The organism is Citrobacter sp. Cy070 (assembly GCF_030332245.1).
Lineage (GTDB): Bacteria > Pseudomonadota > Gammaproteobacteria > Enterobacterales > Enterobacteriaceae > Citrobacter > Citrobacter youngae.
This window is the reverse complement of the sequence record NZ_JAOWIG010000006.1, coordinates 1-14,032: the sequence shown is the minus strand read 5'-3', so window position 1 is coordinate 14,032 and position 14,032 is coordinate 1. Positions and strand designations below refer to the sequence as shown.

At 50.4% G+C, this 14,032-nt stretch carries 15 protein-coding genes and 1 other annotated feature; of the genes, 7 read left to right on the top strand and 8 right to left on the bottom strand.

Annotated elements, in window-relative coordinates; translation table 11 throughout:
* Nucleotides 1–27 precede the first annotated feature (27 nt).
* Nucleotides 28–795: a tRNA (guanosine(37)-N1)-methyltransferase TrmD gene (trmD, locus tag OGY19_RS00185; protein ID WP_061068379.1), complete on the top strand. Its 768-nt coding sequence runs from the start codon at nucleotides 28–30 to the stop codon at nucleotides 793–795.
* 39 nt (nucleotides 796–834) lie between these two features.
* Nucleotides 835–1,182: a 50S ribosomal protein L19 gene (gene rplS / locus OGY19_RS00180; protein WP_002914145.1), complete on the top strand. Its 348-nt coding sequence runs from the start codon at nucleotides 835–837 to the stop codon at nucleotides 1,180–1,182.
* Between the two features lie 125 nt (nucleotides 1,183–1,307).
* Here rplS and OGY19_RS00175 read toward each other — a convergent pair whose 3' ends face one another.
* The 4 genes from OGY19_RS00175 to OGY19_RS00160 all read right to left on the bottom strand — a co-directional run bounded on the left by OGY19_RS00175 (nucleotide 1,308) and on the right by OGY19_RS00160 (nucleotide 4,073).
* Nucleotides 1,308–1,790: an OmpA family protein gene (locus OGY19_RS00175; RefSeq protein WP_286596178.1), complete on the bottom strand. Its 483-nt coding sequence runs from the start codon at nucleotides 1,788–1,790 to the stop codon at nucleotides 1,308–1,310.
* A 12-nt stretch (nucleotides 1,791–1,802) separates the two neighbouring features.
* Nucleotides 1,803–3,029, bottom strand: coding sequence for a diguanylate cyclase DgcN/YfiN (dgcN, locus tag OGY19_RS00170; RefSeq protein WP_048212936.1), 1,227 nt, complete (start codon nucleotides 3,027–3,029; stop codon nucleotides 1,803–1,805).
* Complete coding sequence (gene yfiR / locus OGY19_RS00165) at nucleotides 3,022–3,540, bottom strand: regulatory sequestration protein YfiR (RefSeq protein ID WP_061068848.1); 519 nt, start codon at nucleotides 3,538–3,540, stop codon at nucleotides 3,022–3,024. Before yfiR ends, dgcN begins: the two co-directional genes overlap by 8 nt.
* Before the next feature lie 158 nt (nucleotides 3,541–3,698).
* Complete coding sequence (locus OGY19_RS00160; RefSeq protein WP_048212935.1) at nucleotides 3,699–4,073, bottom strand: DUF2799 domain-containing protein; 375 nt, start codon at nucleotides 4,071–4,073, stop codon at nucleotides 3,699–3,701.
* 214 nt (nucleotides 4,074–4,287) lie between these two features.
* Between OGY19_RS00160 and aroF the strand changes: the two genes are divergently transcribed.
* A complete protein-coding gene (gene aroF / locus OGY19_RS00155; RefSeq protein WP_005130422.1) occupies nucleotides 4,288–5,358 on the top strand; it encodes a 3-deoxy-7-phosphoheptulonate synthase AroF in 1,071 nt (356 codons plus the stop codon).
* Between the two features lie 9 nt (nucleotides 5,359–5,367).
* A complete protein-coding gene (tyrA, locus tag OGY19_RS00150; protein ID WP_115601634.1) occupies nucleotides 5,368–6,489 on the top strand; it encodes a bifunctional chorismate mutase/prephenate dehydrogenase in 1,122 nt (373 codons plus the stop codon).
* Between the two features lie 42 nt (nucleotides 6,490–6,531).
* Here tyrA and pheA read toward each other — a convergent pair whose 3' ends face one another.
* The 4 genes from pheA to bamD all read right to left on the bottom strand — a co-directional run bounded on the left by pheA (nucleotide 6,532) and on the right by bamD (nucleotide 9,287).
* Nucleotides 6,532–7,692, bottom strand: a complete 1,161-nt coding sequence (pheA, locus tag OGY19_RS00145) for a bifunctional chorismate mutase/prephenate dehydratase (RefSeq protein ID WP_115601635.1) — start codon at nucleotides 7,690–7,692, stop codon at nucleotides 6,532–6,534.
* 21 nt (nucleotides 7,693–7,713) lie between these two features.
* Nucleotides 7,714–7,839, bottom strand: a sequence feature (Phe leader region).
* Nucleotides 7,791–7,838 carry a pheA operon leader peptide PheL gene (pheL, locus tag OGY19_RS00140; protein WP_100250063.1) on the bottom strand — a complete coding sequence of 16 codons (48 nt, stop codon included), beginning with the start codon at nucleotides 7,836–7,838 and terminating at the stop codon, nucleotides 7,791–7,793. (Overlaps the previous feature by 48 nt.)
* Before the next feature lie 102 nt (nucleotides 7,840–7,941).
* The gene (gene raiA / locus OGY19_RS00135; RefSeq protein WP_003031244.1) at nucleotides 7,942–8,280 is read right to left on the bottom strand and encodes a ribosome-associated translation inhibitor RaiA; all 339 of its coding nucleotides are present in this window, start codon (nucleotides 8,278–8,280) and stop codon (nucleotides 7,942–7,944) included.
* A gap of 269 nt (nucleotides 8,281–8,549) precedes the next feature.
* On the bottom strand, nucleotides 8,550–9,287 hold the full coding sequence (gene bamD, locus OGY19_RS00130; protein WP_005130417.1) for an outer membrane protein assembly factor BamD: 738 nt from the start codon (nucleotides 9,285–9,287) through the stop codon (nucleotides 8,550–8,552).
* 131 nt (nucleotides 9,288–9,418) lie between these two features.
* Between bamD and rluD the strand changes: the two genes are divergently transcribed.
* From rluD to clpB, 3 genes are all read left to right on the top strand, one after another.
* Nucleotides 9,419–10,399, top strand: a complete 981-nt coding sequence (gene rluD, locus OGY19_RS00125) for a 23S rRNA pseudouridine(1911/1915/1917) synthase RluD (protein WP_005130415.1) — start codon at nucleotides 9,419–9,421, stop codon at nucleotides 10,397–10,399.
* Nucleotides 10,396–11,127 (top strand): purine nucleoside phosphorylase YfiH, encoded by a 732-nt coding sequence (yfiH, locus tag OGY19_RS00120; protein WP_115601638.1) that lies wholly within the window; start codon nucleotides 10,396–10,398, stop codon nucleotides 11,125–11,127. Before rluD ends, yfiH begins: the two co-directional genes overlap by 4 nt.
* Before the next feature lie 129 nt (nucleotides 11,128–11,256).
* Nucleotides 11,257–13,830 (top strand): ATP-dependent chaperone ClpB, encoded by a 2,574-nt coding sequence (clpB, locus tag OGY19_RS00115; RefSeq protein WP_115601639.1) that lies wholly within the window; start codon nucleotides 11,257–11,259, stop codon nucleotides 13,828–13,830.
* Nucleotides 13,831–14,032: the final 202 nt, after the last annotated feature.

Below are 14,032 nucleotides of genomic sequence, written 5' to 3'. Positions count from 1 at the left end.
AAAAGTCGGCGTTATGGGGATTGGCTTGTGTTTATAGGTATCGTTAGCCTGTTTCCAGAAATGTTCCGCGCAATTACCGATTACGGGGTAACTGGCCGGGCAGTAAAAAATGGCCTGCTGAACATCCAGAGCTGGAGTCCTCGTGACTTTACTCATGACCGGCACCGTACCGTGGACGATCGTCCGTACGGCGGCGGACCGGGGATGTTAATGATGGTGCAACCTTTACGGGACGCCATTCATGCAGCAAAAGCTGCGGCTGGTGAAGGCGCAAAGGTGATTTATCTGTCACCTCAGGGACGCAAGCTTGATCAAGCGGGCGTTTGCGAACTGGCCACGAATCAAAAGTTGATTCTGGTGTGCGGTCGCTATGAAGGAATAGATGAGCGCGTGATTCAAACCGAAATTGATGAAGAATGGTCAATCGGCGATTACGTTCTCAGCGGTGGTGAGTTACCGGCAATGACGCTGATCGACTCCGTTTCCCGGTTTATTCCGGGGGTTCTGGGTCATGAGGCTTCGGCAATCGAAGATTCGTTTGCTGACGGGTTGCTGGACTGTCCACACTATACCCGACCTGAAGTGTTAGAGCAGATGGAAGTACCGGCGGTATTACTGTCGGGGAACCACGCTGAGATACGTCGCTGGCGTTTGAAGCAGTCGCTGGGCCGGACCTGGCTTAGAAGACCTGAACTTCTGGAAAACCTGGCTCTGACTGAAGAGCAAGCAAGGTTGCTGGCGGAGTTCAAAAAGGAACACGCACAACAGCAACATAAACATGATGGGCAGGCGTAAGCCCCCAATATCAGTTTACCCAGGATAAGAGATTAAATTATGAGCAACATTATTAAGCAACTTGAACAAGAACAGATGAAGCAGGACGTACCTTCCTTCCGTCCGGGTGATACCGTGGAAGTGAAAGTATGGGTTGTTGAAGGTTCCAAAAAACGTCTGCAGGCATTCGAGGGCGTGGTTATCGCTATTCGTAACCGCGGTCTGCACTCTGCATTCACTGTTCGTAAAATTTCCAACGGCGAAGGCGTTGAGCGTGTCTTCCAGACTCACTCTCCGGTAGTTGACAGCATTGCTGTTAAACGTCGTGGTGCTGTTCGTAAAGCTAAACTGTACTACCTGCGTGAGCGCACTGGTAAGTCTGCTCGTATCAAAGAGCGTCTTAACTAAGATTCGCGCAAGCGACATCCTGTTAGAAAAGGGCTGGCCGAAAGGCTGGCCCTTTTTTTATTCCGACCTTTATGTTTTGTTTTTTTATCAGATGACTGCGCGACGCGCAGCCAGTTGGATATTGATTACGGTGTCGAGATCACGACTGCAACGCGGCGGTTTTCGGCACGGCCTTTTGACGTCTGGTTGCTGGCAAGCTGGTATTTCTTCCCGAGCCCTTGGGTTGTCAGGTTAGTTCGTGGAATATTGGCACCCCGAGCCCAGGCGTCTGCAACCACATTGGCTCGTTTGAGCGACAGAGCTTCGTTGTAGCTGTCCTCGCCATAGTTATCGGTGTGACCATCCAGACGAGCATGGTTTAACCCGGTAGCAGCCAGTTTGGACGCCATTTCCTGGATTTGCTTTTCACTTTCAGGGCGGAGTTTATAGTCGTTTTTGTCAAACAGGATGGTGTCAGACAAACCCAGAGACCAGTCTCCTGAAGCTTCAGTAAATCCGTACGATTTCATAGCTGCAATTTGCTCTGGGGTAAATTTCCCCTGAGGTGCCTGACAGCCTGCCAGAATCAGCATGATGAGAATAAACGGGGATAATAAACGTCTTAGCATGTGTGTAATTCCTTATTTTTTAATAATGCGCTCAGCGCGCAAATTTTTAGCCTGATACATATTATGATCGGCAAGTTCTTGTAATTTCTCGGCAGAGGCATGTTCCCACGTCAGCGCAAAACCAATACTGAGTGTCATGCTTGCCAGATGACCGTTATGCAGGTCAAAAGGTCGATTAAACTCTTGCGACAACGCCGCGCAGATACGTTGAACTTCGTATTCAGAATGGACGCTGTAAAGCACCATGGCAAATTCATCGCCGCCAAGTCGGTATGGGTGATGCCGATTACCACCAAATTCGGCCAGCCTTTTTGCGACTTCAATCAGGACCCGATCGCCCGCAGCGTGTCCCCAGGTATCATTAATAAATTTAAAATTATCGCCATCAAGGAATAACAACGCAGAGCTGCTGTGGGCCGCGTCGTCGTTCATCAGTGCGTTAATACTGCTGCGAAATGCGGCACGGTTCGCAAGACCAGTCAAAGGGTCATGTAGCGCGGTACGCAACAGTTGGGCATTCTTTGCCTGGAGACGTAGTTGCCACTCTTCCATTTCATCCAGCAGGCTATTAAAGTCCTGCGCAAACAGATGAAATTCTTCAATCCGTTCTTCAGATACGCGCCGTGAGAAATTACGATTGGTACGAACATCATGTACCACCTCAGTAATATTTTGCAGGGCGTCCACGACACCATTGTGTAAATAACGAGTAAGCATTAATGCAATACCCGATGCCAGTAAAATGCATCCGGTAAGAACCGCCAGCGACAAATAAATGAAATGACTAATAACGCTGTCGCGAGCAATCAGGCGCACCTCACCAATAACGTCGCCATTGTGCAAAATGGGTTGAGTTACCGGTTGCGGGAACAACCAGTGGCTGATGATACTGCTGATTTTGTCAGTAGTATCCTGCGCGTCATAGCGCCAGGTGGCGATCACTTTCTGCTTTTGATTGCGGACTTCTGCAACTGAAAATTGCCCTTGCTGTCCTAGTGCCGCCAGCGTTTCCGACGCTGCGACGCTATCCGAAAAGACTAATGCGGCTTCGAGCGTGCGGGTCATGGTTGCTGCCGTGAGATCCAGATTCTTTTGTGCGTATTGCTTCAGAGCCAGCACAGACGAAATGCTAAGCAGCAGCCAAATCAGCGTCATGGTTACCAGTACGCTGACTATGCTGATACGCCGCAGCGTCCGCTTAAACGTTGGGCGTTTTATGGGAGAAGGACCCTTATTCATGCTTTTTATTCCGCGCAAGCATCAATACGTCTGGACTTACCCTTACACCGCTGCGTGACAGGGAATCCATATTTACGGAAAATCTCACGTCTTCATCTTTAATTATGAGGCAAAAAGCGCTGCCAATAACGCATTCGGGATTCTGTTCGGCAATTAATAACAATGCCTTAGTAGGATATTTATTCTTTAGTTCCGCCTGATATGTAGGGCTTTCTTTTCCAAAATAAAAACCATCACACTGCGCAACTAAAACTTCTTGTTCCGTATGAATGATGACAGGAAGATAGGGTAGTGCTCCTGCTCGGGTATCTTCCAGCACGCTGGAAAAGCGCGAAGAAGAGAATATACACAGTTTTGGTGGCCCTGAAAGTGCTGGCCAGCGTGTATAGCTGACGATACCGGAAACTATAGAGCGCACAGATTTTGCCTCTTCCGTGACGCTGTGAGCGTACAGAGGTAATCCGGTCAGAAGCAGTGCCAGTAGAAGTATGAGTCGGTAAGAAAAGCTCATGAATAGGTACCTACCAGCGTTTGCCGTATTGCGTCGATATACATTCAAGATTGTTTGCAACAAAATAACATTATTTTCCCAGGGCGTCATTATTCCTGGAATGAGTGCATTGAGTATTTAAGCTAAATCTCATTAATTTATAAAATTTAAGCTCTTGTTTAATTTAACCTTGTTGAGGCTGCTCCTTCGTTTGCTCCTTTTTGCCATGCTTCATGTAATCGGCTGACATTGTCTACCGTGTCGCAACTGGCGGGGAAGGTTTTGCCGGTCAATCCTCTCGCGTAAACAAAGTCCTGCTGACAGGTTTTCCTTTGTCCTTCGGCGTACCCCTTAAGATATTGGGCACGATCGACCTCCGGGTCATTGTAGTTGTCGGCAAGTGTCTCGTTATCTTTAACGACATGGCCTGAAATGGCATCCTGTATTCCGGCATCAAACCAGTCGGTACCTGTCCAGGTAGGGGAAAAAGTATAGGGATCTATCTGACATCCGCTGAGAAATAATACAAATAAGGTACAGATGAGTTGCTTCATTGCCTGTTCTCCCCGTTTTTTTAAAGCATAGCGGATTCATATATAGAATAGTGTAAATTTAATTGTACGAAATTTTGCAGTGTTTTTGCTGTAAAAAGGCGTTCCGTAAATAAAAATTTACGGAATGTGGATTGAAATCTTTACCTGTTGTGTTATCGTGATTATCTCCTCGCTGAGGAAAACTATCGCAAACGAGCTAAACAGGATCACCATCATGCAAAAAGACGCGCTGAACAACGTACACATTACCGACGAACAGGTTCTGATGACCCCAGAGCAGCTTAAAGCGGAATTTCCGCTGAGCCTTGCACAGGAGGCGCAAATCGCTCAGTCGCGTAAAACCATTTCAGACATTATCTCTGGTCGCGACCCGCGACTGCTGGTGGTGTGTGGTCCATGCTCGATTCACGATCCTGAAGCGGCTATTGAGTACGCTCGTCGATTTAAAGCCCTTGCCGCAGAGGTCAGCGATAGCCTCTACCTGGTGATGCGCGTCTACTTTGAAAAGCCCCGTACCACCGTCGGTTGGAAAGGGTTAATTAATGATCCTCATATGGATGGCTCTTTTGATGTTGAAGCAGGCTTGAAAATTGCGCGTCAACTGCTGCTTGAACTGGTGAATATGGGGCTACCGCTGGCAACAGAAGCGTTAGATCCAAACAGCCCGCAATACCTGGGCGATCTGTTTAGCTGGTCTGCTATCGGTGCGCGTACCACTGAATCACAGACGCATCGTGAAATGGCTTCTGGTCTTTCCATGCCGGTTGGTTTTAAGAATGGTACAGATGGGAGCCTGGCAACGGCAATTAACGCCATGCGCGCCGCAGCACAATCACACCGCTTTGTTGGTATTAACCAGGCGGGGCAGGTTGCACTACTGCAAACTCAGGGTAATCCAGATGGTCACGTGATCCTGCGTGGCGGTAAAGCGCCGAACTACAGCCCAGCGGATGTCGCCCAGTGTGAAAAAGAGATGGAGCAGGCAGGACTACGACCTTCTCTGATGGTAGATTGCAGTCATGGTAATTCCAATAAAGATTACCGTCGCCAGCCAGCCGTGGCTGAATCTGTGATCGCCCAAATCAAAGATGGCAATCGCTCAATCATCGGCTTGATGATTGAAAGTAATATTCACGAAGGCAACCAGTCCTCCGAACAGCCACGTAGCGAAATGAAATACGGCGTCTCCGTAACTGATGCCTGCATTAGCTGGGAAATGACGGATGCGCTACTGCGTGAAATTAGCCAGGATTTAAACGGCCAACTGACGGCGCGTGTAGCATAAGAGGTTGGTATGGTTGCTGAATTGACCGCACTACGCGATCAAATTGATGAAGTTGATAAGGCGTTGCTGGATTTACTGGCACGGCGTCTGGAGCTGGTTGCCGAAGTCGGTGAAGTCAAAAGCCGCTTTGGGCTGCCGATCTACGTACCCGAGCGGGAAGCCTCGATGTTGGCTTCCCGCCGTGCAGAAGCTGAAGCGCTGGGGGTGCCGCCAGATCTGATCGAAGATGTATTGCGTCGGGTTATGCGCGAGTCTTATTCCAGTGAGAATGACAAAGGCTTTAAGACGCTTTGTCCTTCTTTGCGTCCGGTGGTGATCGTCGGTGGTGGCGGACAGATGGGGCGGCTGTTCGAGAAGATGCTGACGCTGTCTGGTTATCAGGTGCGGATCCTGGAACAGCAGGACTGGGATCGCGCCACGGAGATCGTCGCCGATGCAGGCATGGTGATCGTCAGTGTGCCGATCCACGTCACCGAGCAGGTGATCGCCAAACTACCGCGCCTGCCGCCTGACTGTATTCTGGTTGATCTGGCCTCAGTGAAAAATGGTCCTCTGCAGGCAATGCTGGCGGCACATGACGGTCCGGTTGTGGGTTTACACCCGATGTTTGGTCCGGACAGCGGCAGTCTGGCAAAGCAGGTCGTCGTCTGGTGTGATGGACGTCAGCCGGAAGCCTATCAGTGGTTTCTGGAACAGATTCAGGTATGGGGTGCGCGGCTGCATCGGATCAGCGCCGTTGAGCACGACCAGAATATGGCGTTCATTCAGGCGTTACGCCACTTTGCGACATTTGCGTATGGGCTGCATTTAGCGGAGGAGAATGTGCAACTGGAGCAGCTGCTGGCGCTCTCTTCGCCGATTTACCGTCTTGAACTGGCGATGGTAGGCCGTCTGTTTGCCCAGGATCCGCAGCTCTATGCCGATATTATTATGTCGTCTGAGAGCAACCTTGCGCTGATCAAACGCTACTACCAACGTTTTGGTGAGGCGATCGGTTTACTGGAGCAGGGCGATAAGCAAGCGTTTATCGACAGTTTCCGTAAGGTGGAACACTGGTTTGGCGACTATGCGCAGCGCTTCCAGAGTGAAAGCCGTACTTTGTTACGCCAGGCGAATGACAGCCGTCCTTAATTAAGATGCCGGATAAGCGTAGTGCCATCCGGCATTGTCATGTTAGCTCGGGTCGACCGGCACCACGTTTTCACTCGGATAACATCCCAATACTTTCATCGAACGCGTAATCTCACCCAACTCCTTCAATGCTTTTTGCATCTGGGGTGATTCCAGGTTGGCCTGAATATCGAGATAAAACATCTCTTCCCACGGATTGCCGTGAATCGGGCGTGATTCCAGCTTGGTCATAATCAGATTATGGTTACGCAGCACCAGCAATGCTTCTACCAGCGCACCTGCCTGTTGTCCTGTCGCCATCAGCAACGTTGTTTTCGCTGGAACCTGGTCAGAAACATTGATTGCTTTACGTGCCAGTACCACGAAGCGGGTAATGTTTTGTGTCTGATTAGCTTCAATATGCTCAAGTACCTGCAGACCATGCAGTACACCACCGGCTTCGCTTCCCAGGGCTGCCACGCGTGGCGAATTAGCCTGGGCGACCTTTTCCATCGCAGCTGAAGTGCTTTCAGTGTATTCAATCTTCCAGTGTGGGTAGCGGTTCAGGAACTTGCTGCACTGCTGGAACGGTTGCGGGTGGCTGTATACCGTGTCGATGCTCTCCAGATCGGTTGTTCCCGACACCAGTACGCAATGATCGATAGTAATCGTCATCTCGCCAACGATAGACAGGCTGGTGTGCTGCAGCAGATCGTAAACGTCATTAATCGCACCGGAACTGGTGTTTTCAATAGGCACTACCGCGTAGTCTGCCTGTCCGGTCTCAACCTGATTAAAGATATCGGAAAATTTCGCGCAGCCGCTTTCAATAAACTGCTCAAAATGACGTGCGGCATACTGACGGGCGGCGAGGTGTGAGTAAGACCCTTTTGGTCCCAGGAAGGCAACACGAGCGGAATGCGGGTTGCTCTTATTCAGATGCTGCTGAAGGAGCGCCTGCTGGGTCAGGACGGAGTCTTCGATAATCAGCTGGAACAGGCGAGTAATGTAATGAGCATCAAGATGATGTGCTTTGCCAAGCTGAATCAGGCGGTCTAACAGGTCGCGCTCACGGTCGATATCACGAACCGGACGATGTGAAAGCAGTTTAGCTTTGCCAACTTCTACGGCCAGTCCACGTCGCTCAGCCAGCAGGGCCAGTAATTTTTCATCCAGCGTGCTGATCTTATCGCGCAGCGCCAGCAATGGGTTTTCCGATGTCATAGTGTTGCCTTTCTTGTTATCAAAAAAAAGGCCTCCCGTTGTGGGAGGCCTTATTGTTCGTCTTCGCATTCTTTATCACACGACGAAACGCCTCCCATTCAGGGGAAGGTAAAAAAGAATGCGAAGAAGAACGGGACAAGTTTCATGTAATTTTCCTTTGGCTACATCAGTAAAGTACCCGTACTGTTTTCACCATGTCAACAAAAAACGCGCCCGAAGGCGCGTTGGCGATACACTCAATGTAAGGGACTACTCTTCTTCTGCTTCGACGAAGTTGGCGTCTTTTACTGAAGTTGTTGCACGACGGGCTTCGCCTTTGTGCTGCACTTTATTGAGCTGCCGTTCCAGCTTGTTGATCAAATCGTTAATGGCGGTGTACATATCCTCGTGTTTTGCGCTGGCGACCAGATGTCCGTTCGGTGTATTGATGGTGGCATCAGCAATGAAACCCTGTGGCTCCTTAGACAGAATGATATGTGGATTAATCAGATGAGTTTGCCATTTTTCAAGTTTGGCGAGACGGTCTGCGACATGCTGGCGAATTGCCGGAGTAATTTCCATTTGTTTACTGGTAATGTTCATTGTCATAAATTTTACCTCTTGTCTTTCCCGTCTTGGTGATTCCAGCATACCGTTCCCAATGTCAAAATATGTGATCTAAATCACATATTTTTGTCGCTTTTTGTCAAGAAAACCTTTTTGTGAGGCACCGCAGGAACAGGCGATTTTTTACTTGAGGAATACCTGAAAGCAGGCCATATTTGATAGGATGCGTCGCAGCTAAACCGCTTCAGTTGTGGTTTTAACGGATAAAAAAACGGCAGCCCTTGGGCTGCCGTTTTGCATTCTGAGGTCAATCAGGTGTTGCTGCTGTTAGCGGCAATGATTTTCGCTACTTTTTCTGCCTGGGCATTCATCTGCATTTGGCGATAAGCGTTTTCCATCAACGGCAGGGCATCACGCGTTGCCTGGGTATCCGGATAGTCACGCAGCATACCTTCCACACGGTTCACGACTGCAACCCATGCGCCACGGGCGGTATAGTACTCAGCAACAGAGTATTCATACTTCGCCAGACGATCTTTCAGGAACACCAGACGCTTCGTGGCATCGGTTGTGTACTGGCTGTTCGGATAACCACGTACCAGTTTGGAAAAGTCATTAAACGCAGCTCGGGCGTGCTGTGGATCGCGATCGCTACGATCGACGCCAAAGAATCCTTGCAGCGCGCTATCGTCCAGCGCCATATTGGTCAGGCCACGCATGTACATGACATAATCAATGTTCGGGTGAGTCGGGTTCAGACGAATAAAACGATCGATGGCAGCCTGAGCAAGTGGCAGATCGGCGTTTTTGTAGTAGGCGTAGATGAGATCTAATTGCACCTGCTGAGAATACGGTCCAAATGGATAGCGGTTATCCAACGCTTCCAATTGCGTTATTGCCTGTTTCCAGTTACCGTCCTGCAGCTTTTGCTGAGCAGTCGCGTAGATTTCATTTGGCGGATTATCGGGCACCTCTTCCTTTGAACCAGAGCAACCCGCCAAAAACAGGCTCAACGTGGCTGCTGCCACCAGATATTTCATGCGCGTCATGACGTTTTGACTTTCCTCAAAATGTAATACGGGAGATTCTCTGTTCCTGCTCCCGGTTAAGACCAGCTACAATAGCACACTATATTAAACGGCAAAGCCGTAAAACCCAACGTTAAACGAAGAAGCAGTTTATGGCACAACGAGTAGAACTCACCGCAACAGTCTCCGAAAATCAGCTTGGTCAACGCTTAGATCAGGCTTTGGCCGAATTGTTCCCTGATTATTCGCGATCGCGCATAAAAGAATGGATCCTCGACCAGCGCGTACTGGTAAATGGCAATCTTTGCGATAAGCCGAAAGAAAAAGTGTTAGGTGGAGAGCGTGTCTCCATCAATGCTGAAATTGATGAAGAGGTTCGTTTTGAAGCTCAGGATATCCCGCTGGATATCGTTTATGAAGATGACGACATTCTTGTCATCAACAAACCTCGTGACCTTGTAGTGCATCCGGGCGCCGGGAATCCTGATGGTACGGTATTGAATGCGTTGTTGCATTACTACCCGCCAATTGCGGATGTCCCACGAGCCGGTATTGTGCACCGGCTGGATAAAGACACAACCGGACTTATGGTTGTGGCAAAAACTGTCCCGGCGCAAACGCGCCTGGTCGAGTCATTGCAGCTGCGTGAAATCACTCGTGAGTATGAAGCCGTGGCGATTGGCCATATGACAGCGGGCGGTACAGTCGAAGAACCGATCAGCCGTCATCCAACCAAACGTACGCATATGTCAGTGCATCCAATGGGGAAACCTGCGGTAACGCACTATCGCATTATGGAGCATTTCCGTGTGCACACGCGTCTGCGGTTGCGTCTGGAAACCGGACGTACGCACCAGATCCGCGTGCACATGGCGCATATCACCCATCCGCTGGTGGGCGACCAGGTCTACGGTGGTCGTCCGCGTCCACCGAAAGGCGCTTCTGACGAGTTTATCTCCGTGCTGCGTAAGTTTGACCGTCAGGCGCTGCACGCGACCATGTTGCGTTTGTATCACCCGATTTCCGGTATTGAGATGGAATGGCATGCGCCGATTCCGCAAGATATGGTGGAGCTTATCGAAGTGATGCGCGCTGATTTCGAAGAGCATAAGGATGATGTTGCCTGGCTATGAGTAAGCTAATTGTCCCGCAGTGGCCGATACCTCAGGGTGTCGCGGCCTGTAGTTCTACCCGCATTGGCGGCGTCAGTCTGTTGCCCTATGATTCGCTTAACCTGGGTGCCCATTGTGGTGATAACCCGGAGCATGTGGAAGAGAACCGCAAGCGGCTGTTTGCTGCGGGCAATCTGCCTTCGAAACCCGTCTGGCTTGAACAGGTACACGGTAAAGACGTCCTGAAATTGAGCGGCGGGCCATACTTATCTAAACGTGCAGATGCGTCCTACAGTAATACGCCGGGCACCGTATGTGCGGTGATGACGGCGGACTGTTTGCCGGTGCTGTTTTGTAATCGTGCTGGAACAGAGGTGGCGGCGGCCCATGCGGGCTGGCGCGGGTTATGTGAAGGTGTGCTGGAAGAAACGGTGGCGTGCTTTGGCGATAAACCGGAAAACATTATTGCCTGGTTAGGACCGGCGATTGGCCCGGACGCGTTTGAAGTGGGAGCAGAAGTCCGCGAAGCGTTTATGGCAAAAGATCCGCACGCTGACAGTGCATTTGTGCCGCGTGGTGAAAAATATCTGGCGGATATCTACCAGCTTGCGCGCCAGCGTCTGGCAAATGTGGGGGTTGAGAACGTCTACGGTGGTGACCATTGCACCTTCAGCGAAAGTGAGACGTTCTTCTCTTATCGTCGCGACAATACCACGGGTCGTATGGCAAGTTTTATTTGGCTGATATAACCTAAAGAATCAAGACGATCCGGTACGTGTAATTTTCTTTTCACATAATTCAGGTCATTCACCTTGAATAATTGAGGGATGACCTCATTTAATCTCCAGTAGCAATTTTGACCTGTTATGGGAGGAGTTATGCGTCTGGATCGTCTTACCAATAAATTCCAGCTTGCTCTTGCCGATGCCCAGTCACTCGCATTGGGGCACGACAATCAATTCATCGAACCACTTCATCTAATGAGCGCCTTGCTGAATCAGGAAGGGGGATCGGTTCGTCCTTTGTTAACGTCCGCTGGCATTAATGCTGGCCAGTTACGCACAGCGATTGACCAGGCGTTGAGCCGCTTGCCGCAGGTAGAAGGTACCGGTGGTGATGTGCAGCCTTCTCAGGATCTGGTGCGCGTACTGAATCTTTGCGACAAGCTGGCGCAAAAACGTGGGGACAACTTTATTTCGTCAGAACTGTTCGTTCTGGCGGCGCTTGAGTCACGCGGTACGCTGACCGATTTATTAAAATCAGCTGGAGCGACAACCGCCAATATCACTCAGGCAATTGAACAAATGCGTGGAGGTGAAAGCGTGAATGACCAGGGGGCTGAAGACCAACGTCAGGCCTTGAAAAAATATACCGTCGACCTGACCGAACGCGCCGAACAAGGCAAACTCGATCCGGTTATTGGTCGTGATGAAGAAATTCGCCGCACTATTCAGGTGCTGCAACGTCGTACTAAAAATAACCCGGTTTTGATCGGTGAGCCAGGTGTTGGTAAAACCGCTATCGTCGAAGGGCTGGCACAGCGAATCATTAACGGTGAAGTACCTGAAGGGTTAAAAGGTCGTCGCGTGCTGGCGCTGGATATGGGCGCGCTGGTGGCCGGGGCGAAGTATCGCGGTGAATTTGAAGAACGTTTAAAAGGTGTGCTCAACGATCTCTCGAAACAGGAAGGCAACGTCATTCTGTTCATCGATGAGTTGCATACAATGGTCGGTGCAGGTAAAGCCGATGGCGCGATGGACGCCGGCAACATGTTGAAGCCAGCGCTGGCGCGCGGGGAGCTGCACTGCGTAGGGGCCACCACGCTTGATGAATACCGCCAGTACATCGAAAAAGATGCGGCGCTGGAACGTCGTTTCCAGAAAGTGTTTGTGGCTGAGCCATCAGTAGAAGACACCATTGCCATTTTGCGTGGACTGAAAGAACGTTACGAGCTGCACCACCATGTACAGATTACTGATCCGGCAATTGTTGCGGCAGCTACGCTGTCTCACCGCTATATTGCCGATCGTCAGTTGCCGGATAAAGCTATCGACCTCATTGACGAAGCGGCATCCAGCATTCGTATGCAGATTGACTCCAAGCCGGAGGAACTCGACAGACTCGACCGTCGTATTATCCAGCTCAAACTGGAACAGCAGGCGTTAATGAAAGAGTCTGATGAGGCGAGCAAAAAACGTCTTGATATGCTTAATGAAGAGCTGGACGACAAAGAGCGCCAGTACTCTGAGTTAGAAGAAGAGTGGAAAGCTGAAAAAGCGTCCCTCTCCGGCACGCAAACCATCAAGGCAGAGCTGGAACAGGCAAAAATCGCTATCGAACAGGCGCGTCGTGTCGGCGACCTGGCGCGCATGTCCGAGCTGCAGTACGGCAAAATTCCGGAACTGGAAAAACAGCTGGAAGCAGCCACCCAGTCTGAAGGCAAAACCATGCGTCTGCTGCGTAATAAAGTGACGGATGCAGAAATTGCAGAAGTGTTGGCGCGCTGGACCGGGATCCCGGTGGCTCGTATGTTGGAAGGCGAGCGGGAAAAATTATTGCGGATGGAACAGGATCTGCACAGCCGCGTGATTGGCCAGAACGAAGCGGTAGAAGCGGTATCTAATGCCATCCGTCGTAGCCGTGCGGGTTTGTCCGATCCGAATCGTCCGATTGGTTCATTCCTGTTCCTTGGCCCAACCGGTGTCGGTAAAACCGAACTGTGTAAGGCGCTGGCTAATTTTATGTTCGACAGCGACGACGCGATGGTGCGTATCGATATGTCCGAGTTTATGGAGAAACATTCTGTCTCTCGTCTGGTCGGGGCGCCTCCGGGATATGTCGGTTATGAAGAAGGTGGGTATCTGACGGAAGCGGTACGCCGCCGTCCTTACTCTGTCATTCTGCTGGATGAAGTGGAAAAAGCGCATCCGGATGTCTTCAACATTCTGTTGCAGGTGCTTGACGATGGTCGTTTGACTGACGGGCAGGGGAGAACGGTCGATTTCCGTAATACGGTTGTCATCATGACCTCGAACCTTGGCTCTGATCTGATTCAGGAACGCTTCGGTGAGCTGGATTATGGTCACATGAAGGATATGGTGCTGGGCGTCGTGAGCCAGAACTTCCGCCCGGAATTCATCAACCGTATAGATGAGGTTGTTGTATTCCATCCATTGGGTGAGAAACACATTGCTTCTATTGCTCAGATCCAACTGCAGCGTCTGTATAAACGTCTGGAAGAGCGTGGCTATGAAATTCACATCTCTGACGAGGCGCTTAAACTGCTGAGCGCGAATGGTTACGATCCGGTATATGGTGCACGTCCATTGAAACGTGCTATCCAGCAGCAGATCGAAAACCCGCTGGCGCAGCAAATCCTGTCTGGTGAGCTGATTCCAGGCAAAACGATTCGTCTGGAAGTGAATGACGATCGCATTGTGGCAGTGCAGTAAGTCACAAAACCTCAATAAACGGGCCCTGCGGGGCTCGTTTTTGTTTAATAACCAGGCAAGAATAGAGCTGTTGATTAAAAAGTAATCGCTTGATAAGTTTTTTGTATTTTTAACTTGTCAGTCTGAAATAACTCCCTATAATGCGCCTCCACTGACACGGAACAACGGCACGCAAGCCGCCGGGTCAGCGGGGTTCCACTGA